Origin of the sequence: Phreatobacter sp., from assembly GCF_027532945.1 — a bacterium.
Classification (GTDB): Bacteria; Pseudomonadota; Alphaproteobacteria; order Rhizobiales; family Phreatobacteraceae; genus Phreatobacter.
In genome coordinates, this window is record NZ_JAPZTZ010000014.1 from 240315 (window position 1) to 263913 (window position 23599).

Annotated in this window: 23 protein-coding genes; 16 read left to right on the forward strand and 7 right to left on the reverse strand. The window is 67.7% G+C overall.

From position 1 onward, the window contains the following. Positions 1-2: 2 nt before the first annotated feature. On the reverse strand, positions 3-1199 hold the full coding sequence (locus O9344_RS11670; RefSeq protein ID WP_298476954.1) for a phosphatase PAP2 family protein: 1197 nt from the start codon (positions 1197-1199) through the stop codon (positions 3-5). A 29-nt stretch (positions 1200-1228) separates the two neighbouring features. After that, complete coding sequence (locus tag O9344_RS11675; protein WP_298476957.1) at positions 1229-3016, reverse strand: adenylate/guanylate cyclase domain-containing protein; 1788 nt, start codon at positions 3014-3016, stop codon at positions 1229-1231. A 279-nt stretch (positions 3017-3295) separates the two neighbouring features. On the opposite strand from O9344_RS11675, the gene O9344_RS11680 reads away from it, so the two are divergent. The 9 genes from O9344_RS11680 (at position 3296) to O9344_RS11720 (ending at position 11741) form a co-directional block, all read left to right on the forward strand. Beyond that, positions 3296-6322, forward strand: coding sequence for a hypothetical protein (locus O9344_RS11680; protein ID WP_298476960.1), 3027 nt, complete (start codon positions 3296-3298; stop codon positions 6320-6322). 8 nt (positions 6323-6330) lie between these two features. Beyond that, complete coding sequence (locus tag O9344_RS11685; RefSeq protein ID WP_298476963.1) at positions 6331-7080, forward strand: hypothetical protein; 750 nt, start codon at positions 6331-6333, stop codon at positions 7078-7080. Between the two features lie 250 nt (positions 7081-7330). Continuing rightward, positions 7331-7540, forward strand: a complete 210-nt coding sequence (locus tag O9344_RS11690; protein ID WP_108177893.1) for a cold-shock protein — start codon at positions 7331-7333, stop codon at positions 7538-7540. A 137-nt stretch (positions 7541-7677) separates the two neighbouring features. Next, positions 7678-7908, forward strand: coding sequence for a hypothetical protein (locus tag O9344_RS11695; protein WP_298476966.1), 231 nt, complete (start codon positions 7678-7680; stop codon positions 7906-7908). Between the two features lie 140 nt (positions 7909-8048). Beyond that, a complete protein-coding gene (locus tag O9344_RS11700) occupies positions 8049-8420 on the forward strand; it encodes a hypothetical protein (RefSeq protein WP_298476969.1) in 372 nt (123 codons plus the stop codon). 135 nt (positions 8421-8555) lie between these two features. Then, positions 8556-9389, forward strand: a complete 834-nt coding sequence (locus tag O9344_RS11705) for a universal stress protein (protein ID WP_298476973.1) — start codon at positions 8556-8558, stop codon at positions 9387-9389. A gap of 71 nt (positions 9390-9460) precedes the next feature. Continuing rightward, on the forward strand, positions 9461-9757 hold the full coding sequence (locus O9344_RS11710) for an acyl carrier protein (RefSeq protein ID WP_298476976.1): 297 nt from the start codon (positions 9461-9463) through the stop codon (positions 9755-9757). Further along, positions 9754-10437 (forward strand): SDR family oxidoreductase, encoded by a 684-nt coding sequence (locus O9344_RS11715; RefSeq protein WP_298476978.1) that lies wholly within the window; start codon positions 9754-9756, stop codon positions 10435-10437. Before O9344_RS11710 ends, O9344_RS11715 begins: the two co-directional genes overlap by 4 nt. Further along, positions 10437-11741: a fatty acid--CoA ligase family protein gene (locus O9344_RS11720; RefSeq protein ID WP_298476981.1), complete on the forward strand. Its 1305-nt coding sequence runs from the start codon at positions 10437-10439 to the stop codon at positions 11739-11741. Before O9344_RS11715 ends, O9344_RS11720 begins: the two co-directional genes overlap by 1 nt. 273 nt (positions 11742-12014) lie before the next feature. Here O9344_RS11720 and O9344_RS11725 read toward each other — a convergent pair whose 3' ends face one another. Beyond that, entirely contained in the window at positions 12015-12947 is a 933-nt protein-coding gene (locus tag O9344_RS11725; protein ID WP_298476984.1) for an SMP-30/gluconolactonase/LRE family protein, read from the reverse strand. A 164-nt stretch (positions 12948-13111) separates the two neighbouring features. On the opposite strand from O9344_RS11725, the gene O9344_RS11730 reads away from it, so the two are divergent. Beyond that, positions 13112-13609 carry a CYTH domain-containing protein gene (locus tag O9344_RS11730; protein WP_298476987.1) on the forward strand — a complete coding sequence of 166 codons (498 nt, stop codon included), beginning with the start codon at positions 13112-13114 and terminating at the stop codon, positions 13607-13609. An 82-nt stretch (positions 13610-13691) separates the two neighbouring features. Further along, positions 13692-14828 carry an alpha-hydroxy acid oxidase gene (locus O9344_RS11735; protein ID WP_298476990.1) on the forward strand — a complete coding sequence of 379 codons (1137 nt, stop codon included), beginning with the start codon at positions 13692-13694 and terminating at the stop codon, positions 14826-14828. 3 nt (positions 14829-14831) lie between these two features. On the opposite strand, the gene O9344_RS11740 is transcribed toward O9344_RS11735, so the two are convergent. The 4 genes from O9344_RS11740 to O9344_RS11755 all read right to left on the reverse strand — a co-directional run bounded on the left by O9344_RS11740 (position 14832) and on the right by O9344_RS11755 (position 18074). Then, positions 14832-15668 (reverse strand): metallophosphoesterase, encoded by an 837-nt coding sequence (locus O9344_RS11740; RefSeq protein WP_298476993.1) that lies wholly within the window; start codon positions 15666-15668, stop codon positions 14832-14834. A 5-nt stretch (positions 15669-15673) separates the two neighbouring features. Further along, complete coding sequence (locus tag O9344_RS11745) at positions 15674-16603, reverse strand: diacylglycerol kinase family protein (protein WP_298476998.1); 930 nt, start codon at positions 16601-16603, stop codon at positions 15674-15676. 226 nt (positions 16604-16829) lie between these two features. Continuing rightward, on the reverse strand, positions 16830-17216 hold the full coding sequence (locus O9344_RS11750) for a DUF6481 family protein (protein WP_298477000.1): 387 nt from the start codon (positions 17214-17216) through the stop codon (positions 16830-16832). Positions 17217-17414: 198 nt separating this feature from the next. Next, a complete protein-coding gene (locus O9344_RS11755; RefSeq protein ID WP_298477003.1) occupies positions 17415-18074 on the reverse strand; it encodes a GntR family transcriptional regulator in 660 nt (219 codons plus the stop codon). A gap of 209 nt (positions 18075-18283) precedes the next feature. Between O9344_RS11755 and O9344_RS11760 the strand changes: the two genes are divergently transcribed. The 5 genes from O9344_RS11760 (at position 18284) to O9344_RS11780 (ending at position 23528) form a co-directional block, all read left to right on the forward strand. Then, positions 18284-18895, forward strand: coding sequence for a TRAP transporter small permease (locus tag O9344_RS11760; protein WP_298477068.1), 612 nt, complete (start codon positions 18284-18286; stop codon positions 18893-18895). Beyond that, on the forward strand, positions 18895-20160 hold the full coding sequence (locus O9344_RS11765; protein WP_298477005.1) for a TRAP transporter large permease: 1266 nt from the start codon (positions 18895-18897) through the stop codon (positions 20158-20160). The genes O9344_RS11760 and O9344_RS11765 overlap by 1 nt, the downstream gene beginning before the upstream one ends. A gap of 20 nt (positions 20161-20180) precedes the next feature. Beyond that, positions 20181-21164, forward strand: coding sequence for a TRAP transporter substrate-binding protein (locus O9344_RS11770; protein WP_298477007.1), 984 nt, complete (start codon positions 20181-20183; stop codon positions 21162-21164). 150 nt (positions 21165-21314) lie between these two features. Beyond that, positions 21315-22244 (forward strand): dihydrodipicolinate synthase family protein, encoded by a 930-nt coding sequence (locus O9344_RS11775; RefSeq protein ID WP_298477009.1) that lies wholly within the window; start codon positions 21315-21317, stop codon positions 22242-22244. A 99-nt stretch (positions 22245-22343) separates the two neighbouring features. Then, positions 22344-23528 carry a GGDEF domain-containing protein gene (locus O9344_RS11780; RefSeq protein WP_298477013.1) on the forward strand — a complete coding sequence of 395 codons (1185 nt, stop codon included), beginning with the start codon at positions 22344-22346 and terminating at the stop codon, positions 23526-23528. Positions 23529-23599 lie beyond the last annotated feature (71 nt).

Sequence of the window (23599 nt, forward strand, 5' to 3'; positions counted from 1 at the left end):
ACTCACCCCCGCGGCGCAGGTGCAGGAGCGCCGTCGCCCTGCCATTCGGCGAGCGCCTGGTCCCACAGCCATCCGAGCATCGGCGCGCGCGCAACGGTGTGCTCGCCACCAGTTGTCAGGCCAGCGAGCTTGTTGGCCGGCGATGCGAAGGCGTCGTCCACGAGCCCCCAGGCGAAGTCCTGCTGGTCATTGCCATCGTCGGTGAACTCCGAGCCATCGAAAATCCGCTGGCGGTACACACGGTCGGCCTTCTGGCAGCGAGCCACAAGATAATCGCCCAAGGCCAGACCCAGTGCACAGCCGGCGACGCTGTCGACGGGAAAATGGACGCCGGCGATCGTGCGGTTCACGGCCACGCGGTAGGCGAGGCGCATCAGCTGTTGCTTCCACAGGCCCTCGCGATAGTGATCGACACCCGCACTGGCCAGGAGGGTCGAGAGCACGCGCGCCATGATGAACATTTCCGTGGCGTGCCCGCTCGGGAAGGCGCCGTGCAGCGGGGTCGGAATGACCGGCTGGATCTGCGGCGAGAAATCCGCTGGTCTGGGTGTGGCGAAAGCCTGTTTGAACCGCATCTCGACGAGGACCGCAAAGCGGTGAGCGGCCATCAGTAGTTCGATGGTTCGCGGCGTACGCACGTCAGACAGGAAGGCGATCGCGCCGATGAAGCCGAGGGGAATCGGGATCTGCGAAACGATCTCGTGGATGCGGTCGATGCGCAGCGCAGCATAGCCCGCCGTCAATCGCAGCTGTTCGCCGCCGAACTGCTGTGGGCCGGGAGCACGGATGGAAATAATGGGCAGATGATCGCATTCGATCCCCGCGGTGCCGCTGCGGCGCTCGACATGGAACAGCGTCAGCGTGGACGGGCCGGGGCCGGAGGTTGCGAAGGTGAGTTCGGTGAACAGCGAGGCATCCAGAGCGTGTCCACGAAAGGCGGCACCCCAGAGGCGAAGGTTGTCAGCCGAATCGAAACTGGGCCATCGCGGTGACGTGGCAGGCGCCTGCCAGGAGCCAGCGATGCCATCGTGGGTGGTCAGGAGCGCCGAGGGATCCGCCGTGGCGCCAGCGGCGCCGGAAAGCCCATTCGCGATGGCGAGCCCGTTCAGGCCGTTGAGACCGTTCAGTCCATTCAGACCATTGAGGCCGTTGAGCCCGTTGAGGCCATTGAGCCCGTTGAGCCCGTTGAGTTGTGCCATGTTGCTCTCCCCTTGGCTGAGCTGTCGGATCAGTCGGGCACGCCCGCCTGTTTGAGTGCGTGAGACAATCGTTTGCCGACGTCGAAATCGGCGGCGGGTGACCACCGCAGCCATTGCGTGACCGTGAGGTTCGGCTGGATCGCGAGCAGGTCTTCGGCAGCGCTGCGGGCTTCGTCATGCCTGCCGAGTTGCCAAAGCGAGGCCGCCCGCACCCGCGCCGCCGAGGCATAGCCTCGATTGCAGCGTGCGGATTCAGTCGCGTGCATCAGGGCGAGTTCATAGTCGCCGGCCGAGAAGGCGCAGGAAGCGGCGATCGCATCATAGTAGTAACGGTGGGGATCCCGGGGCGACAGCGCACGGGCATGCAGGTTCAATCCGTAGCCAGCCTTGCCGCGGTCGGTGAACTGATACAGCGCCGATTTGTGGAGGATCGCCAGGGAGTCGCTTGGGTTTGAGGCGATGGCGAGATCGAGATATCGCTCGGCGGCATCGAAGCTCTTGAGAAAATTGGTGTGGATCAGCCCGCAGACCGACAGCGCCAGGGAACTCTCAGGATCGAAATCCAGCGCACGAAGCGCCAGTTCATTGGCCTTCGAACCATCGGCCTCGGGATCCTCCGATCGGCCGAGCTGAACCTTGATCGTGTACCACACCGCCAGCCAGGCCTTCGGCATGCTCTCGCGCGGCAGACGTTCGACGAGCGTCTCCAGCAACAGCCGCCCATAATCGAAATCCCGATGCGAGGGCTTGTGCATGAGGCCGATGGCCGCGAGGAGAAGAGAATAGCTCTCCAGCGATGGCATGGGCTGGCGCCGGGCTCGGTCAAGCTCCCGCGCCATGATGGAGCGCATCGCAGAGGCCATGAATTCGGCGAGAGAAGGAGCGTCGCCGGTCACCAGCGACGAAGCGTTGAGCGACAGCCGCTCCTGCAGGATGACCTGTCCTGAACGGGTCTCTGCCAGCTCGATACGGATCAGCAGGTTTGCGCCGCGCCGCCCATAGGAGCCCGACACGACATACTTGGCGCCCAGTTGATCGCCGATGTCCGACAACCCCGTACGCCGCCAGCGAAACACCGCGCTGGACAGTCGGGAAATGACGTTCATGTGCTGGGATCGGGAGAACGTCTGGATGATCGTGTCGGCGATCACATCGCCAAGAACCAGGGTGTCGCCGTGCGCCTCGACGTCCACGAACGGGATCACCGCGACGGCCGGAACGAGGTCGTGGCGAAGACCTCCCGGCTGAAGCAGCGTGCGGCTCCCCGGTGGCGAGAGCCTGAAGGCATGGATGGGCCGCTCGAAATGCTTGAGATGACAGGGACCTAGATCCTCGATGTCCGCATCGATAGCGTCGACGAGGCCTGCATGGACCGCTGCCGAGACCACGATCCCGCCGGGATCAGCCAAGGCGCACAGCCGCGCGGCCAGATTGGCGGTCGTTCCGTAAACGTCCTGATCGTCGGCAAGGAACTCGCCCGCCTCGAGCCCCATCCTCACGGCAAGGACGGGTTCGTCCGAGGACAGGCCCTGCGTCAGCCGCAGGATTGTCAGTGCCGCCGAAACGGCCGCGCGAACATTGTCGAAGGCAGCGAGGACACCATCGCCGAGGGATTTGACGAGCCGCCCGCCGACGGGGCGAATGGCCTCGTCCTCGATCCGGCCGCGCAGGTTCAGCCATTGCGTGACGAAGCGCCCCTGGTAGACCTCCGTGAGCCTGACAGACTCCACCACGTCGACCACCAGAACGACGCCGACGCGCCACGCGAGTTCGCTGCTGGCATAGGCCGCAAGAAGGTCTCTCGTTCCCACCGGCATGTACGTCGTCGCCCCACGACCGCTCAACCCCAAGCTACGGAACGCAGGCGACTTTGTCATGCCGGTTGCAACGCCGCCAAGGCGCTGCTTTGCCTCGAAAGCCTGCAGCTTGACCGCGCCCCCCCTCACGCTCCGAGCCCCCCTGCTCAACCCAATGCCGTCCAAGCTCGCAGTTCATCTCCCGACGTTCTGTGACCTTTCCCACAGACGACCACGTCCGCTTGGCGAGAGCCTGGAGAGAGGGCGGGTATCCCCGTCGACGGGCCGGGGAGGCAACTCATGGTGGGGCGAACGGGCATTGGTCTTGCGATGATAGCAATGGCGCTGGTCCCGATCTGCGGTGCTCCGTCGGTCGCGGCGTCCCCGCGGACCTCGGTCGGTGCGACGGAACGTTTCGACATCGTGATCGGGTCGCTCTGCATCGGCGATGTTCCCCGGTCAGCGCGGCGGACGGTGCGCGTCATCCAGAGCGGCGCAGACCAGTACGAGGATTGGGTGGTCGACTGGACCGGCCGGCCCGGTCATCCCCGCCCCATCATCAAGTTCCTGCGTGAGCCCGCGCGAGAGACCACAGGCGCAAGCTGCCGGGAAACGCCAGGCGACCTGCTTCTGGGCGGTGACCTGGAGGCGATCCGCATGTCGGCGCGCTCGTCCATGCCCGGCAATCGTGGCACGCCCCGCATCACCATTCCGCGGGGCGGGCTGAGCTTGCGGGTCGGCCATGTCCATTCCGGACTGGCACCGATCTTCGGTGGCGTGCTCGACCTCGCGGGTAGCAAGGCTTGGATCAAGAGCCGGGAGGCTTTGACCATCGTCGAGGGCCTTCAGCCACAGGGGGCTCTCCAGATCACGTCCTGGGCGCGCACGGTTCGTGGCGCACGCCTCGCGCTGCAGCCAGGTGCTGAAGCGTTGCCCATGGACCTGTCGTCGCGGCGACAGAACATTACCATCGTCACGCCCTTGGACGGCTCGGACACGGAACTGCTGGAGGGTCGTCTCACGGGACGGCTGCCGCGCCAGACCCTCCCGAACCTCGTGCTGCCAAGCGGTCGCTTCGGCGATGCGGTGCTGGAGAACGGCCAGGTGACCATCGAACGGCACGGGGCCGAGACCGCTATGGCGATCGAGAAGGTCACCATGGGCTTTGCCAGTGCCCGCCTCGAATCCGGCCTTCACGCCGTGACCCTGGACAGGGGCAGCGCCAGAATCGCGAAGATCATGGCTCCCATTTCGCCCACGGCTGACGTGCTGGTCATGCGCTCGCCCAAGGTCGAAGGGCTGGAGGCGAGCGCCGGCTGCCAAACCACCCTGGCGGAACGTTCGGTCATGGTGGCTGCCGCATGCGAGCTAAGCCTCGCCGCACAGCCCGGCGCCGCCGTTTACACGATCAGCAGCAGCGCACTGACGAGCCTCGGGCTGGACGGCATCGTGACGCCAGTCGGCGGCACCTCGGCCAGCTTCAGGGTCGAGCAGCGCGAAGACCAAGAGCACCTGACGGGTCGGCTCTCCGACTATGCCACCCGGCTGGGTGCTCTAAGGTTCCAGCCCATGCAACTGCTGGACATGGCTCGCACCCGCCTTGCCCGCGGGACGGCCATCCGCATTCCCGTCGATCTGCAGCTCCCCGCAGCCGGGGGTAAGGTGACCCACGACGCCGGCGGCGGGCGGCTCGTTGCCGAAGGCAAACTCGAGGAGTTCCGCCTCAAAGGGGAGTTTGTCCTCGATCTGGCGGGTGTTGAGCCCTGGCGCCTCGAGATCGCGCCCGGCGACCTGCGATTCAGCGCCTCGGGCATGGTCACCTACGAACCACTCGTTCTGGGAGGCAGCACGCAGTTCGCCTCTCTCGCCATCGGTTTCGTCAGCCAGACACCCGTCGTTGTGAAACGCGCCGGTGCGACGGGACGTGTCCTGTTCGCGCCCGCTCTGACGACGGTACTGGATCCCCGCCTGTCCCTGGGCCGATCCCCGGAGGGTGTCGTGTTCAAGGCACCGGCCAGGCTGGACGCCAGAGCGACCCTGTCGCTGGACCTGTCCAGCGGCAAGGTCGACGTGGAGACCGGCCGGCTGTCGATCGAAACCGCCGAAGCCATCGTCGAGGCCGGCAAGCCCGCCACCGTCGGCGACATCAGCGTCGAGAATGGGAGCCTGCGGTTCGACAGCCTGTCTGCGGTGTTTGATCGCGGCATTGGACGGGCCGAGATCAAGGGCCTGCAGATTTCAGCCGCGAGGCTGTCGAGCGTACCAGCCGAGATGGGCGGTACATCGGCCGAGCAGATCGCCTGGTCAGGAACCGGCACTCGTCTGGTCAGGTCAGGTCTTGTCTCCGGGAGGTTCGGCAGGAACCCAGCGACCGGCAGCGGCATCAGGCTGGAGGACGTCGAGGTACGGGACACTTGTATCAACCTGACCGATGCGCGGGTCGGTCGGGGGACGGCCTTCACCCTCGCGGGCGGGTCGCTCGACATCTGCGTTGATGTCTGGAGCGACACGGACCTGCGCGGACGCCTCGCCTTCCGCAGCGGCTATGTGGCTGGGCAGATCGAGACCTCGAGCCTTTCGGTAGCGGGCCGCGTCGACATACCCGTCCTCGACCTGGTCGTTACGCACGGAACACCACGCAACCCCAGTGGGAGTGGCCGGCTGGTGACGACCAACATCGACATCCGCGCGGCGACCCCGGTCGAGATCAAGCAGCGTTGCATCGGTCATCCGGATTTTCAGAGCCTGAAGGCCGCAGCCCATCTTGAGGCCGCAGCTGCTAACCTCGTCGTTCAGATCGAGAGCGGAGTGCTGCGCGGAACGGGCGGCATCGCCTTCGCCCGGGTCCAACTGAAGCACACGGACGATTACGACTGCCGCACCGAGCTGGTCGACTGGAAGCTTTGGTCCGCGGTGACCGTCAAGACGGACGTACCCTGCCCCACATGGCGGAACCCGTTTCGATGGTGCCGAAGGGAGATCGTGGTCGTGCCCGAGGGGCGCGTGACGATCGACTCGCGCCTGCGGATCTATGGCCTCCGGGTCGAAGCCGTTGCGGTCGATCCCCGCATGACGGTGGCGCCGGATGATGGTCGCACCAGGCTTCGGATCTGCTCGGGACAGTTGGTCACGGCGGTCCCGATTATCCTGGTGTCCTACGCGTTCCAGCCTCGTACGCCGGTGCCTGACTTCAACAGGTTTGTCGGCGACCTCGCTGGCGCCGTCGTGGCGCCTTTCCAGAGCATGGTGGTGTCGAGTGCCGCGAACACCCTCACCACGACCGTGTCCCTGGTGCGCCTTCTCAACATCGCCCCTGTGTGCAGCTGAGGTCCCCCATGGTCACGATCCCTCATCGTCTCGCCATCGCCACCCTGGCGGCCTCGGTGCTCGCGCCACCGGCGGTCCACGCCCAGCAAACGCTTCGCCTGTTCGAGGCGCCGGCAGCCGCAGAGGTCCTCGCCTGCACCGAGGTTCTCCTCGTCTCGGAGGAAGAAGCTGAAGCTGAACAGGCTCTCGCCGCGGCAGATGCCCACCTGCTATCCGAGGCGCGGAGGTTGGGTGTCGCCCGGGTGGGGATTGCCTTCCTGCGCGCCCTTGCTTCCACGGCCGACCATGCCGACCAGCCTACGGCCTACGACTATTGTCTTCCTGTCGACCAGCGGCCGAAGGGCGCATCCGGCCTCAATCTGACCTTTCGTGATCTGCCGGCGCGCCGCGTGCAGGTCGCATTCTGCCGCTCCAGCGACACCATGCTCTGTCGGCAGGACCTGGAGCGGCAGGCACCGCGGGCTGGCGGCCTGGCGCCTGCCCCCGGCGCTCAACCGGCCACGGTGCGCATTGCACCATGGCGGCAGACCGTGCTCCCGACCGCGCGCGTCATGGTCGAAACCGTTCAAGCGCTGCAGCCGGTTCGCGTGCAGTCGCCCGCCCCCTCCGGCACCGGGGCTGCGGTGGATATCCCCGACACCGATCTCAGGCCCTTCGGCGCGCCACCTTCTGATCGGGCAGGGGCCGCGCAGCCCCTGACGGACACGGTGGTTCAAATCCCTGGGCTTATCATCATGCTGGAGCCCCCAGCGCCGTAGCTTGATCCTTTCGGCGCCACAATCTCGATAAAATTCGGCAGATAGAAAAACATGCGCCAAAAACAGGCACTGATAAAATCTCTTGCCTTTGCAGAACAATCATCGTACAAGCAGAGATCGATATTTGCTCGGTCGGCCTTTGTTTTTTGCCGCTTCGGCGCGCTCCTGACGAACACCTCCCCTTCGAAAATCGTTCGGCCCGACTGCGCATCCGCGCGGGCGGACTTCTATTGCCAAAGGGAGGATCATCATGACCACCGGCACAGTGAAATGGTTCAACGCCACCAAGGGTTTCGGCTTCATCCAGCCGGATGACGGCGGCGCGGACGTCTTCGTGCACATCTCGGCCGTCGAGCGCGCCGGCATGAGCACCATCAACGAGGGTCAGAAGCTCGGCTTCCAGGTCATGCGGGACAACAAGTCCGGCAAGATGGCGGCTGAACAGCTCCAGGCGGCGTGACGCCGCGTGCCTTCAGGTTCGTTTGCCACGGATGGACTGGGACCGGACCACAAGGCACCCCCTCGACGACAAGGCCGGGCATCGCCCGGCCTTTTTCTTGATGCCCTCGACACCCCTCTCGTTCCCATGAGGATGCCATGACCAGCCACACCAAGACCCGCGCCTCCGCCAATGCCGCCTTCCTCAAGGGCGAGAAGCAGATCGCCCGCGACCGCGTGCATCTCGACATCGCTGCCATGGCCAATGCCCGCGACGCCAACATGAACAAGCTGCGCCAGCTCCGCCTCGAGCGCGACGCCCGCGATCGCCACACCGCCGCCGCCATGGCGCCGGCCAAGGCCGCCGGGCGCAAGGGCCGCAAGGGCTGACGACAGCCTGCGACCGCCCCTCACCGATCCGAAAGCCCGCCGCATCCCGGCGGGCTTTTCGCGTCAGGAGCCATGGCCACAAGGTCGCCCAAGATACCGCCCCGCCGGGAACCCCGCACCGCCAGCCGCGTTGACCGGGCATGATGAGCCGGTCCCTGCGCGCGAGCCTGAAAGCCCTCGGCGGCATGGCCGCCGGGCTGATGCTCGCCGCCTGCGCCGGCAACTACGCGACGCAGGGACCGATCACCGTCGAGTCGAACCTGCCGGCGACCTATGTCGCAAGCTGCATCGAGAACCTCTTCAACACCCGCATTCCGCTGGTCCGCCGTTCGCCCCTGATCGGCGGCGCGCTGATCAAGGCGATGGATGTCAACGACCACACGATCGCCGCCGCCAGCGTGCTGACCGAGGACGGACGCACGCGCGTCGCCTTCGTCTCCGACCATGCCGACCGCATCTGGTACGAGGACCTGTTCCGCCGCTGCGTGTCCGTCCCCACCGGCTGGCGCTGATCCGTCATTGCGGTCGCAAGGCCACCACAGCCACGCGTTGAAATGTCGCGGTCGCGGGTTGCGGCAGGTCAAACCAGGCGCGCTGCCCGCACGCCATGAGTCTCGCAGGCCTTCCCGCCCAAGGAGACTGCAACCATGCGCCGAACCGTTTACCTGCCCGTTCTCACCTTCCCCCACGCCCCCACCCAGCGCGCGCTGGACGCAGCTCTGCAGGCTGCGCAGGTGGTGCAGGCCGACCTGTCCGCGACGGTTTACAGCGCCGACCTCCCCACTTCGAGCGCCTCCATTGCCGGACTGGTGATCGGGGTCTCGGACATGATCGCCAAGGTGGAGAACGACAGCCGCGCCACGGCGGAAGTGCTCGCGGCGACGATCCGGCGACTGGCGGAGGGCAAGGGTGTGACGGCAGAGGTCGAGACGCGTGCCGCCCTGCCGGCCGACGCCAAGGGGGCTCTCGTCCGGGCCGCCCGCTACCATGACCTCGTCATCCTGCCCTGGGATCCGGACAACCTGACCGGCAAAGAGGTGGCGGAGGCGGTGATCTTCGGCTCCGGCCGGCCATCCCTGATCGTGCCCGAGGGCAGCGCCCTGTCATCGCTGCGGCACGTCACGGTGGCATGGGACGGCAGCAGGGTCGCGGCCCGTGCCCTCGCCGACGCGCTCCCCCTGCTGGCGGACACGGCCCGCCTGACCGTTCTCACCGTCGATGACGACAAGACACTGGAAGCAGATGTGGGCACCCGGCTCACCGAGGCTCTCCGCCGCAAGGGCTTCGAGGCCGACCACCGGGCGCTGTCCGGCAACGGGCGCCCGGTTGCCCACACGCTCCAGGAGGCGAGCGGCCAATTGGGCGCCGACATGCTGGTGATGGGCGGCTACGGTCACTCGCGCATGCGCGACTTCATCGTTGGCGGGGCGACGCTCGGCATCCTCGCCCATCCGACGCTGCCAATCCTCATCTCGCACTGAACGGGACGCCCCGACGCAGCCACCGTCCCTCCGTTCGACTATCATGGCGGGGCTGCGAATCGGGGCGGGACATGACGGCAGAAGCGGCTCAGCGCGACATCGAGGCGAAGATCCGCGACCTTGTCGCCTTCATCACCGGCGAGGACGGCGCGGGCCTGACAGCGGCCTCGCCGCTGGTCGGCGATGGCGCGGTGGTCGACTCGCAAGGCCTGCTCGAAATCATGCTGGCGCTGGAGGACTTTGCCGGCGAGCGCTTCGGCAAGCCCTTCGACTGGATGAACGACGCCGCCTTCTCCTCCTCCCGCAGCCCCTATCGCTCCATCGGCACGCTCGCCGCCCATATGGCGGCGCAGATGGTGGACGCGTGAGGCGCACCCTCCTCGTCACCGGCGCGAGCCGCGGCCTCGGGCGCGCGGTCGCCGAGCGCGCCATCGCCGCCGGCTATGACGTCATCGGCATCGCCCGCAAGCCGGCCGAGGCGCCCTTCCCCATCCATGCCTGCGACGTCGCCGACGCCGCGGCGGTGAAGGCGGTGGCGAGCCGGCTTCCGCGTGAGATGCCACTATGGGGCGTGGTCAATGCCGCCGGCGTCGCGAGCATGAACCTCGCGCTGATGACGCCGCCGGCAACCGTCAGCAAGGTCATCGCCACCAACCTCATGGGCGCGATCCATGTGAGCCAGGCCTTCGCCCCGGCGCTGATCCGCGCCAAGGCCGGCCGCATCATCCATTTCTCCACCATCGCCGTGCCGCTCGGCCTTGCCGGCGAGGCGGTCTATGTCGCCTCCAAGGCCGGCGTCGAGGGTTTTGCCCGCGCCTTCGCCCGCGAGGTCGCCGGCTTCGGCGTGACGGTGAACTGCATCGCGCCGGGTCCCATCGACACCGACCTCATCGCCAAGGTGCCGGCCGAGGCCATCGACCGCATCGTCCGCCGCCAGGTGGTGCAGCGGAAGGGCACGCCGGAGGATGTCTGGAACCTCGTCGCCTTCCTCCTGTCCGAGCAGAGCGCGATGATCTCCGGCGAGGTCCTCCACCTCGGGGGCGCCTGATGGCCGGGCTGGTCGCTGAGATCCTCGCCCGCCAGGCCGATGTGACGAGGCCCTTCCTCATGGGCGCCGGCGGCAGCCTCGCCTTCGCCGACATCGTCGCGGCGAGCGGGCCGGACCTCGCGATGATTGAGCCCGGCGATGTCGTCGCCCTTGTCGGCGATTTCGAGCCGGCGAGCGTCGCGACGCTGCTGCGCCTCGTCGATGCCCGCGCCATCCTAGTGCCGCTGACCCGCCAGACTGCCGCCGACCACGCCTATTTCCACGACGCCGCCCATGTGAACGTGGTGATCGACGGCGGCAGCGTGACACGCCGCCCGCAGGCCGGCCTCGACCATCCGATGCTCGCGGAACTGAGACAGCGCGGCCATGCCGGCCTCGTGCTCTTCTCCTCTGGCACGACCGGCCGGCCGAAGGCCATCCTCCACGATTTCGAGCCCTTCCTCGCCCGCTTCCGCACACCCCGCGAGGCGCTGGTCACCATGAGCTTCCTCATGTTCGACCATATCGGCGGCATCAACACGCTGCTCCACACGCTCTTCAACAACGGCCTGATCGTTGTCCCGTCGAAGCGCACGGCGGAGGCGGTGGTCGCCGAGATCCTTGCCCATGGGGTCGAGCTCCTGCCGACGACGCCGACCTTCCTGCGCATGGCCCTGATGAGCGGGCTTCTGCCGCGCCTTGCCGGCTCGACGCTGAAGGTCGTCACCTACGGCACCGAGCGCATGGACGAGCCGACCCTGCTCCGGCTCTGCGAGGCGCTGCCGGGGGTCGATTTCCGCCAGACCTACGGCATGTCGGAGCTCGGCATCCTCCGGGTGAAGTCGGAGGCGCGCGACAGCCTGTTCATGAAGGTCGGCGGCGAGGGCGTGGAGACGCGGGTGCGCGCCGACAGCGTGCTGGAGATCCGCGCGGCGAACCGCATGATCGGCTATCTCAACGCTCCCTCGCCCTTCTCCGCCGACGGCTGGTACGACACCCGCGATGTGGTGGAGGTGAAGGGCGACTATCTCCGCGTGGTCGGGCGCACCAGCGACGTCATCAATGTCGGCGGCCAGAAGATCCTGCCCGGCGAGATCGAGCGCGTGGCGCTGCTCCACCCCGGCGTGGAACTGGCGGCGGCGTCAGGCGGGCGCAATCCCATCACCGGCGAGCATGTCGAGGTGCTGGTGCAGGCGAAGGCCGGCGAGACGCTGACCCGGGAGGACATGATGCGCCATTTCCGCGCCCACCTCGCGCCGGGCCTGCAACCGCATCGCGTGCGCTTCGGCGAGGTGGCGGTGGGGCATCGGTTCAAGCGGCTTTGAGGGCTGCGAATAGGACAAAACCCCGCCCGCGCCCTGCATCAGGCAAGTGCGTCCTTCGAGGCTCGCCATAGCATCGAGCGAACGCGAGACGCGTTCGCTTCTCGCTATGCGCTCGCACCTCAGGATGAGGAAGGTTGGAGTCCGGCATGCCCGACGCAGGCAGCGCGACGGTTCCGCATCCATCGACCGAGCTGCAATGCTCCACATTCCTCATCCTGAGGTGCGAGCGGCAGCGAGCCTCGAAGGACGCACTTCATCGCTGCAGGGATGGTCTCACGCCTGCTGGAAGTTCAGCAGCAGCCCCGAATTCTCCCACTCCGTCGCCACCAGCCGGCCCGTGGAGGACAGCGTCAGATAGGCCGTGCGCAGCTCCGGCCCGCCGAAGGCGATGTTGGTCACCCAGCGCTCTCCCGGCACCGGGATATGCCTGAAATCCCCGGTGTCCGGATCGATCACGGTAATGCCGCCATTCACCAGCGTGGCCACGCAGATCTGGCCATCGGCATCCACGGCGAGGGAATCGAAGCGGTTGTAGCCGCCGATCCCCGCGACGATCCTCCCCCCGTGCGGCGAGGGGAAAGGGTGGCGGCGGATGCGGCCCGGCCCGTCGAGGTCGAAGGCCCAGAGCCGCGCCGTCTCGGTCTCGGCGACGTAGAGCACGCTGCCGTCCGGCGACAGGCCGATGCCGTTCGGCGTCACCATGGGATGGGCGAGTTCGGTGATGAAGGAGCCATCGGCCTTGGCGTAATAGACGCCGCCGCGGTCCATGTCGCGCGGCCGGGTCTTGCCGAGATCGGTGAAGTAGAAGCCGCCCTCGGCATCGAAGACGATGTCGTTCGGCCCCTTGAACGGGCAGGCCTCGCTGGCGGTGTAGAGCACCTCCAGCGCGCCGGTCGCAAGGTCCAGCCGCTCGATCCGCCCGCCGGAATAGTCCTCCGCCTGGCCGAGGGGCAGCATGCCGCGCGCATCGCCCGGCGGGGTCCAGCGGAAGCCGCCATTGTTGCAGATGTAGAGCTTGCCGTCGGGGCCGAGCGCGAGGCCGTTCGGCCCGCCGCCGGGATGGGCGAGATAGGTCACTGCGCCATCGACGGCGACCTTCGTCACCGTGCCGCGGGCGATCTCGACCAGCAGCACGGAGCCATCGGCGAGCACCACCGGCCCCTCCGGGAACATCAGCCCGGACGCCTTCTCGCGGAATTCCATCATGTCAGTCCTCCCGATGCCGGACCGTTTCGGTCTCTCGGGCGGCATCCAACCATGCCGTAGCGATGGCCGCGAGCCGCGCGGGAACAGGGCAGCCGCGCCGCCGTTGCTATCGCGCGCGGCACGGTGTTTGATGCCGCGACCCAATGGCACGGGGCAGGGCGTTCATGGCGTTGGAAATCGAACGCAAGTTCCTGGTGATCGGTGACGGCTGGCGCAACGGCGCCCGCATCCGCACCATCGCACAGGCCTATCTGACCCCTCCCGGCCCGACCTCCGTGCGCGTCCGCATCCAGGACGGCCGCGCAACGCTCACCATCAAGGGCGAGTCCCGCGGCGCCGTGCGCGACGAGTTCGAATATCCCCTGCCGCTCGACGATGCCGAGGCGATGATGACGCTCTGCCAGCGTCAGCCCATCCGGAAAAAGCGCCACGAGGTCCTCCACGCCGGCAAGCTCTGGCAGGTCGACGTCTTCGAAGGCGCGCTGACCGGCCTCGTCGTCGCCGAGATCGAGCTCAGCAAGGCGGACGAGGCTTTCGCGCTGCCCGACTGGATCGGCCGCGAGGTCACCGATGATCCGCGTTACCGTAATTCCACCCTGATCGCCTCCGGGCTCGCCGGCCTTGGCGCCGACGCCCCGCGCAGCGCCTGCGTCCCCGCCTGACACGGCCGCGCCGGGATCGCTTCCCGCAGCCCTCGGCCGGTGCTAACCAAGGCGACCCCAGCGATCCCGAGAGAAGGTTCGTATGACCGTCGTCACCAGCATCGAAGACCTCCGCGTCCTCGCCAAGCGCCGCGTCCCCCGCATGTTCTACGACTATGCCGATTCCGGCTCGTGGACCGAGGGCACCTACCGCGCCAACACCTCGGACTTCGCCAAGATCAAGCTGCGCCAGCGCGTGGCGGTGGACATGCGCAACCGCTCGCTCGCCAGCGAGATGATCGGCCAGAAGGTCTCGATGCCCGTCGCCCTCGCGCCGACCGGCCTCACCGGCATGCAGCACGCCGATGGCGAGATCCTCGCCGCGCGCGCCGCCAACAAGGCCGGGATCCCCTTCACGCTCTCCACCATGAGCATCTGCTCGCTGGAGGATATCGCCGAAGCGACCGGCCAGCCCTTCTGGTTCCAGCTCTATGTGATGCGCGACCGCGAGTTCGCCGCCAACCTCATCGACCGGGCGAAGAAGGCGGGCTGCTCGGCCCTCGTCCTCACGCTGGACCTGCAGATCCTTGGCCAGCGCCACAAGGACATCAAGAACGGCCTCTCCGCCCCGCCCAAGCCGACGCTGAAGAACATCATCAACCTCGCGACGAAGCTGCGCTGGTGCATGGGGATGCTGGGGACCAAGCGGCGCACCTTCGGCAATATTGTCGGCCACGCCAAGGGCGTCGACGACATGTCCTCCCTCTCCTCCTGGACCTCGGAGCAATTCGACCCGGCGCTGAACTGGGACGATGTGAAGTGGATCAAGGACCGCTGGGGCGGCAAGCTGATCCTGAAAGGCATCCTCGACGCCGAGGACGCCGAGCTGGCGCTGGGCTCGGGTGCCGACGCCATCATCGTGTCGAACCATGGCGGCCGCCAGCTCGACGGCGCCATGTCCTCCATCGAGGCCCTGCCCGGCATCGTCGCGGCGGTCGGCTCGAAGGTCGAACTGCACATGGATGGCGGCATCCGCTCCGGCCAGGACGTCATCAAGGCGATCGCGCTCGGGGCCAAGGGCACCTATATCGGGCGCGCCTTCCTCTATGGCCTTGGCGCCATGGGCGAGGAGGGCGTCACCGCCGCCATCGAGATCATCCGCAGGGAGCTCGACATCACCATGGCGCTCTGCGGCCTGCGCGACATCAAGACCGTCGACGGCAACATCCTGGTGCGCTGAGCACTAGGCCGGCCAGGTGAGGACGAGGCGCTCCGCCTCGTCCCATCGCCCGGCGACGAAGCGGCGCACCGCTACGCTGATCCCGCCCTCCCCCACCGTGATGTGGTTCCAGGCATTGACCTCGCCGCGCAGGCGGTCCGAGGTCGCCGAGCCCGCATGAAGGATGAGGACGTCGTCGGCCGCGAGGCGGTCGTCGCCCGCGAGGCGGTCGCCGCTCGCGGCGGGACGCTCGCCTGCGGCCGGATTCCACAGGCTCGCATGAGAGCGGTGGCGATGGCCGAGCAGCAGCACGCTCTTCGGCCGCCGCGCCAGCGTCGCCAGCAGCCGCTCCGCCCCGGTGACGAGGTCATAGGCGCGCGCCGTGTCATTGCCATAGGCGACGGGGTGATGGGCCGCGACGAGCAGCGGCCGGGGGTCTTTCTCGGCGGTCGCAAGCGCCTCGACCTGCGCCGCCGAGACGATGCCGCGCGACCAGTTGAGATAGGGGCCGAAGGGCCGGGCGCTGTTGACGCCGCGGATGAGCACCTCCGCATCCGACCATTCAGGGCTGAGGCCATCGGCGATGAAGTGCCGCCAGCGGCGGAAGGGGACAAGGAACCGCTCGCTCAAGGGGACGGCGACGATGTCGTGATTGCCCGGCACGACCAGGACGGGCGCCGGCATCCGGTCGAGAAAGGCGCGCGCCTGCGCGAACTCGGTCCGCCGCGCCGACTGGGTCAGGTCGCCGCTGACCACCACCACGTCCGGCCGCAGCATCGCGAGGTCGGCGAGCAGGGCCGCGACCGCCTCCGGCAGCTCGCGCCCGAAATGGATGTCGGAGACATGGGCGACGACGGTCATGCCCCTCAGCCCGGCGCGACGGGGCGCGGCACGACCACACGCAGCGCCCGGGGCATCACCTCGAAGCGCAGCGGCGTCGAGACCCGGCGGATCTCGCCATCGTTAAGGATGGTGAGGAACGGCCGGCTGGCGTCGATCGTGAGCCGCGCCGTCTCGTGATAACCGATGGTCGGTGCCTGCCGCGCCGTCCCCGAGAAGATCGCCGCGGCGAGCCGGAAGAGGGTGAAATAGCCGCTCTCGCGCGCCGCATAGACGGCGAGCAGCCCGTCGTCGAGCTTCGCCCGGAACGGGATGCGCGAGACGATCTCGGCCAGCGGATTGACCGAGACGATGACGCCGCGCGTCGTCTCGGTCCAGGCACTCGCCCCGTCGCGGATGGCGAGGCGGGCGGGGCGCAGCGTCATCGCCTTCCAACCCGTGCGCAGGACGGACACGACCGTCGCGGCGAGCCGCCCGCGCGCCTCCTCCCGGTAGCGCTGGAGCTTCGCCAGCGGGCCGATGACGCTGGTACAGAGGAAGGCCTGGCCATTCACCGAGCCGACATCGATGGCACGGATCTCGCCGCCCGCCAGCGCTTCGATGGCGGCGTCGGGGAGGAGCGGGATCAGGAGATCGCGCGCCAGCTGGTTCACCGTGCCCTGCGGCACCACGGCGATGACGGTGGGCGTGCCAAGGAAGGCCTCGGCCACGGCGAGGATCGTGCCATCACCGCCGGTGACGACGACCACGTCGGGGGCCTGCGCCTTGCAGGCAGCGATGGCGTCAGTCAGCTTGCCGCTGCGCGCCATGAAGATGCGGGGGTAAATGCCGTAGCGCGACAGGGTGGACACGATCGCCTCCACCGCGGCGCCACGCCCGACGAAGCCGGAGCTGCGATTGGCGAGGATGGCGACCGAGGGCGTGCCGTCGAACCCGAAAATGCCGTCCTCAGCCATGACACCCCTTCCCTGCGCCCGATCGGACCCGCCCATCGCGGCGACGGCCATGAAAACGGCCGAGCGGAGGTCAGGATTCCGTCGATCACCGGCAGATGGGGTCGGAGCGGGCGATCCGCGGCGCGACGGATGGGCGCATCGGCGGACCGGCGAGGCAAGCTTCGCCCAACGACAAAAGGGCCACCTCGCGGCGGCCCTCGGTCAATCGTCAGTCAGGCTGAGAGGCTCAGCGGCGGCCGCCCTTGGCGGCGGCCTTGGCGCGAGCCTCCGCATAGGCGGCGATCTCGCGATAGATCTGCTTCGGACGCGCCTTGGCGCGGGCCTCTTCCTCTTCGAGCCGCTTCAGCTCGGCCTCTTCGGCCAGCCGGCGCTCCTCTTCCTTGCGGATGGCCTCCTCGGCGGCGAGGCGCTCGGCCTCGGCGCGGCGGGCGGCTTCCTTCTCGGCCTCGCGCGCGGCGCGGGCATCCGCGATGGCGCGACGTTCGGCCTGACGCTTCTGGAACTCCGGATCATCCGGGCCCGGGCGCGACTTGAACTTCTGGAGCAGGGCCTGCTTCGCCTTCTGCTGGGCTTCAAGACGTTCGCTCAGGCCGTTCTGGGATTGAATGCGCAAAGGGCACTTGTCCTTCGTCAGGGTGGTCGGGTTGTGAGGTACCGCAGCCGGCAGGCTCGTCCCGCAATCGGGAGGCCACGTCGCGGCTGCATCCGGGTACAGAAACGCTGGCCGGACGTCAACGTCTAAACATGGTGGAATGACATATGGTTGACGCTTGGCAGCCATTCGCCGGCGCATGATCCGGCGAGGCAGGGCTCACGCCGCGCGGCCGAGCACCCTCAGGAGGTCGCGGCGTACCGCCTCGATATGGTGGACGAGGAAGCGGCCGGCCTCGGCGAAGGCACCCGCGCGGCACAGGCGGATGAGCTCGGCATGTTCCAGCTCGGCAACCCCCATGGCCTCGGTGTTGGAGAGCTGGACCCGCGTGTAGCGGTCGCTGGTCTGCAGCAGCGCCACGACGATGGATTGCGTGCGCGGCTGGTTCGCCTTGGCATAGAGCGCGAGGTGGAACTCGGCGTTGATGGCGCCCCATTGGGCGACGTCCCCCGCCGCGATCGCCGCCTCGAAGCGGCCCTGGATGGCGTCGAGACCGGCCAGATCCGAGTCCTCGAAGCGCGGCGCCGAACTCGCCAGCATGCGCGGCTCGAGCAGGGCGCGCAGGTCGAAGACGTCGTTGACCTCCTCCAGCGACAGTTCCGAGACGATGGCGCCCTTGTGCGGGACGATTCGCACGAAGCCCTCGGCCTCCAGCTGGAACAGCGCCTCACGCACCGGGATGCGGCTGACGCCATAGGTCTCGGCCAGCGCATCCTGCCGCAGCTGTGTGCCGGCGGGATGCGATCCGTCGAGGATCGCCGTCCGCAGCCGGTCGACAATGGCGGCGGAGAGCGTGCGGTGCTTGAGCGGTGCGGTCATGCGTGTCTCGTTCCAGCCCGACTGAGCGGGCCATGATTGCAGGCACTCATCCACCCGCGGAAGGGTTGTAGCATCCCTTTCCACGCATGGCCGTCTGGGGATGAGAAAACTCTCGCAACCCCGTTGACTCACAGATTGTATAAAATCTACGGTGAGAAAAATCCAGAGCCAAGCGCGTGTCGGGGGACGGCGCAATCATGAACGAGACAATGACCACGGAACGGCCGCGGACCGCGGCGGCGACCGCGATCCAGGCGCTGTCCGCCGGCCTGCTCTCCATCGAGCGCATCGCCATCATGGGACTGATGTTCCTGCTCGCCGGCCTGATCCTGCTCAACGTGGTCACCCGCTATTCCGGCATGCCGATCTACTGGATCGACGAGTCGGCGGTGTACTCGGTGGTCTGGCTCACCTTCATCGGCGCCTCGGCCATGACGCGCCTGAGGCTCGACTTCGCCGTGACGATGCTGACCGAGCGCCTGTCCGACCGGGCGCAGAAGATCGCCAAGGTCACGGCCACCGGCCTCGTGGTGATCTTCGGCCTCGCCCTCGGAGTGATGTGCTGGCTGTGGATGGACCCGGTCGGCCTTGCAAGGTCCGGCTTCGACGCCCGCGAATTCGCCGGCCAGACCTTCAACTTCCTCTACACCGAGCGCACCCAGACGCTGAACTGGCCGACCTGGGTCCTCTACCTGATCCTGCCGCTCTTCGCCGTCACCATGACGGTCCATGGCCTCGCCAATCTCGTCGAGGACATGGGGCTGGCGCCGCGCGCACCGCTCAGGGGCTTCGTCCTCTCCGACGTCGACGGGGTGAACTGATGCTCACCACCGCCGCCTTCGTCGCCATCATGCTGGTCGGCGTGCCGATCGGCCTCTGCCTCTGCCTTGCCGGCATCGTCTACATCTGGGCCTCCGGCAATCCGCTGCTGTTCCAGTCCTATCCGTTGCAGATGTTCGGCGGCGTCGACAGCTACGGCCTCATCGCCATCCCGCTCTTCATCCTGATCGGCGAGATCATGAATGGCGGCGGCATCACCCGGCGCATCGTCGAGCTCTCCATGGCCTTTGTCGGTTCGGTGCGCGGCGGCCTCGCCTATGTGAACATCCTCGCCAACATGTTCGTCTCCTCGATCCTGGGATCGGCCACCGCGCAGGTGGCGATCATGGCCCAGATCATGGTCCCGGAGATGGAGAAGCAGGGCTACGACAAGACCTTCGCCGCCGGCCTCACGGCTTACGGCGGTATGCTCGGCCCCATCATCCCGCCCTCGGTGATGTTCGTCGTCTATTCGGTGCTGGCGCAGGTCTCGGTCTCCGACATGCTGATCGCCGGCATCATCCCCGGCGTGCTGCTCACCGGCCTGTTCTTCATCTGCATCGCCATCATGGGGGTGAAGTACAACTACCCCCGCGCGCCGAAGCAGACGCTGCGCGAGCGCTTCGCCACCGTCTTGGCGGCCGGCCCGACGCTCGCCATCCCGCTCGTCATCGTCGGCTCGATCCTCTCGGGCCTTGCCAATGCCACGGAGTCGGCTGCCGTCGGCACGGTCGCAGCCGCCCTCGTCGGCCGCTACTGGACCAAGGAATTCTCCTTCTCGCGGCTGCCCGAGATGATGCTGCGCGCCGGCATCTATTCGGCCGTCGTGCTCTTCCTCGTCGCCGCCGCGGCGGTGTTCTCCTGGATCCTCATCTACGGGAAGGTGCCGCAGGAGACCGCCGCCTGGATCCAGACCGTCGCCAAGGACCCGGTCTCCTTCATGCTGCTGACCAATGTCATCCTGCTGGTCATCGGCACGGTGATCGACGGCATTCCCGGCCTGATCATGACCGTGCCGATCCTGCTGCCCATCGCCACCGAGATCTACGGCATCGACCCCCGCCATTTCGGCGTGGTGGTGGTCATCAACCTCGTCCTCGGACTGCTCTCGCCGCCCGTGGGCCTCTGCTTCTTCGTCGCCGCCGCCGTCACCGGGGCAAAGCCGGGGAAGATGTTCCTCGTCACCATGCCCTTCTTCGGCGTGAGCTGCATCCTGCTGGTTCTGCTCTCGCTCTATCCCTTCCTCTCCCTCGCCCTCGTGAAGTGACCCTCGAAAGGAGCCTGCCGATGACCCTGTCCCGTCGCCATCTCATCGCCGCCGGCGCCAGCCTGCCGCTGGCAGCCCCGTCGCTCGCCCTTGCCCAGGCGAAGGAATTCCGCCTCGGCATCCTCACCCCCAACGGCCATCCCTGGAACCGGGCCGCGGTGAAGGTGGGCGAGGACCTGAAGGCCGCCACCAACGGCCGCCTGACGCTGACCGTCTTCCATTCCGGCCAGCTCGGCAACGAGGCGGCCATGCTGCAACAGATGCAGTCGGGCGCCCTCGACATGGGCTGGATCATGGCCGCCGAGCTTGGCTCGCGCGTACCGACCATCGCCGCCATCACGGCTCCCTATGTGGTCGACTCGACCCCGAAGATCGCCAAGCTGGTCCGCGATCCTGTCGCCATGAAGCTGTTCGACGTGCTGCCGCGCGAGACCGGCACGATCGGCCTTGCCTGGGGCATCACCGGCATGCGCGCCGTCTTCGCGGCGAAGGACATTTCCAAGGTCGCCGATATCCGCGGCATGAAGCTGCGCATCAACCCGACCCCGGTCTATCGCGACTTCTACCAGCTGCTCGGCGCCGCGCCGACGCCGATCCCGACCCCGCAGGTCTTCGACGCCATGACCAACGGCCAGGTCGATGGCCTCGAGGCCGATCTCGAGTTCTCCTGGAACCAGCGCTTCGACAAGGTCTCCAAGTCGATCCTGCAGATGAACGCCGTCTTCATGCCGGTCATCGCCCTCGTCTCCGGCCGCGTCTGGCAGACCGTGCCTGCCGCCGACCGCGAGCTGATCACCCGGACCGTCAAGGCCGCCCTCGACCAGCAGATCGACGAACTCGCCGGCAACGAGCCGAAGCTCGTCGAGCAGTTCAAGGCGACCGGCATCCCCTTCCGCAATGCCGACCCGAAGGAGGCGGAGGCGGTGGTGGCCGAGTTCGACAAGATCTGGCTGCCCAAGGCCCCGATCCTGGCCGACCTGCGCAAGGCCGGCGCGGCGCTCTAAGCGACCGAAACACCATCCGTCATCCCCGGTCTCGCTCCGGGGATGACGATGCGGATGCGCCGGCTCACCGTCCGACACCCACCGCGTATCCGCGCTGATTTCCCAGCGCTGGCCACGGGCCCGCGCCACGACATTATTGGAGAAAACCCCATGGCAGCCCGCATTTCCTGGGAAGGCGTCTTCCCGGCCGTTACCACCCAGTTCCACGATGACCTGTCGCTCGACATCGACGCCACCGCCAAGGTCATGGACAACCTGATCCGCGACGGCGTCTCTGGCCTCATCATCTGCGGCTCGGTGGGCGAGAACACCTCGCTCCAGCGCTCCGAGAAGATCCAGATCATGGAGGCCGCGAAGGCGGTCGCGAAGGGCCGCGTGCCGGTGCTCTGCGGCATCGCCGAGTTCACCACCGCCTTCGCGGTGGAGACGGCGAAGGAAGCCGCCCGCGTCGGCATCGACGGCATCATGGTCATGCCGGCACTGGTCTATTCGTCCAAGCCGCACGAGACCGCCGCGCATTTCCGCGCCGTCGCCAAGGCCACCGACCTGCCGGTGATGCTCTACAACAACCCGCCGATCTACAAGAACGACGTCACTCCCGACATTCTCGTCTCGCTCGCCGATGTCGACACCGTCGTCTGCTTCAAGGATTCGTCCGGCGACACCCGCCGCTTCATCGACACCCGCAACATGGTCGGTGACCGCTTCGTGCTCTTCGCCGGCCTCGACGACGTCATCGTCGAAAGCGTCGCCATGGGCGCGGTCGGCTGGGTCTCCGGCATGTCCAACGCCTTCCCGCGCGAGGGCGAGACGCTGTTCCGCCTCGCCCGGGCCGGCCGCTTCGCCGAGGCCATGCCGCTCTACGAATGGTTCATGCCGCTCCTGCACCTCGATGCCCGCCCGGACCTCGTCCAGTGCATCAAGCTCTGCGAGCACATCATGGGCCGCGGCACCGCCCTGACCCGTCCGCCGCGCCTCGCGCTGCTGCCGCAGGAAAAGGCCGAGGTCGAGGCGATGATGGCCAAGGCGCTGGCCAACCGCCCCCTGCTGCCCGGCGTCGGCCTGCCCGCCGCGGCCTGAAACAATCTGCGACCCCGGCGCGCCAAGCGCGCCGGGCACACGCAGAGTAACGCGTTATTAGGTTGCATGATGTCTGCTTGCCTTGTTACCGAGGCGTGCATGACCAAGACAGCTCAGCTCCACGGCGAACCACAATGGTGGCTGACGCGCTGGCTGGCCGGCACCGGTCAGAGCGTCCCCGATGACGTGCGCGCCCGCCTGCAGGCCATGCTCTTCGGCAACCTGCCCATCTTCCTCGGCGGCGCCGCCAGCACCACCGGCGTCGCCGTCCTCGTGGCGCTGTTCTTCCCCTCCCCCGCCATCCTCGCCTGGTGCGCCGTCGAGATCGCCATCAACCTCGCCCGGCTCGCGGTGATGGTCCACGCCCACGGCGCGATGGCGCGGGGCCGCGCCCCGCTGATCGACCTCAACATCCTGCTCGCCGTCGCCTGGGGCTTCTCGACCGGCCTCGGCGCGGGCCTCAGCCTGATCTCCGGCAACTGGGCGGTCGCCATCGTGGTCTGCATCTCCGCCGCCGGCATGGTGGGCGGCATGTGCTTCCGTTACGTCTGCGCCCCGCGTCTCGCCTCGGCCGTCATCGGCGGCGCCCTCATTCCGGCGACCATCGGCGCCCTCGCATCCGGCAATCCGATCCTGCTGATCTCGGCGGTGCAGGCACCCGCCCTGCTCGTCGCCATGACCATGGCGGCCTTCCAGCTCCACCGCACCCTGCTCGCCAGCATGATGGCCGAGCGCGAGCACCGCCACCGCTCCCGCCATGACCCGCTCACCGGCCTGCCGAACCGTCTTGGCATCCTCGGCGACGCCGAGCGGCGCATTGCTGCCGCTGGCCCTGACCGGCCTCTCGCCCTCCTCTATCTCGATCTCGACGGCTTCAAGCTGGTCAATGACGGCCACGGCCACATGGCCGGCGACCAGGTGCTCACCGCCGTGGCGGCCCGGCTGCAGCAGGCCCTCGCGGCGGACGAGGCGATTGGGCGCATCGGCGGCGACGAGTTCGTCGTGCTGGCCGGCGGCGACCGTCTGGCGGCGGAGAAGGCCGCGGAACGCATCGCCGCAGCGCTCGCGCCGCCCTATCCGCTGCCCTCGGGCGCCATCGCCCGCATCGGGGTCAGCATCGGCATCGCCCTCCTGCCCGAGGACGGCACCGACATCGACACGCGGCTGGGCCGCGCCGATCTCGCGCTCTATGCGGCCAAGGCGGGCGGAAAGGCGCGCCATGCCTTCGCCTGCGCGCTTCCCGTCGCGGACGCACCCGAACTGGCGCCCAACGCCGCGGAGTGACGCCGTGCCCTTGGGGAAGGCCCTCTTTTCGCGAAAAAGTTGACGCCAAACGGCAGCTTACACCCCAGCCT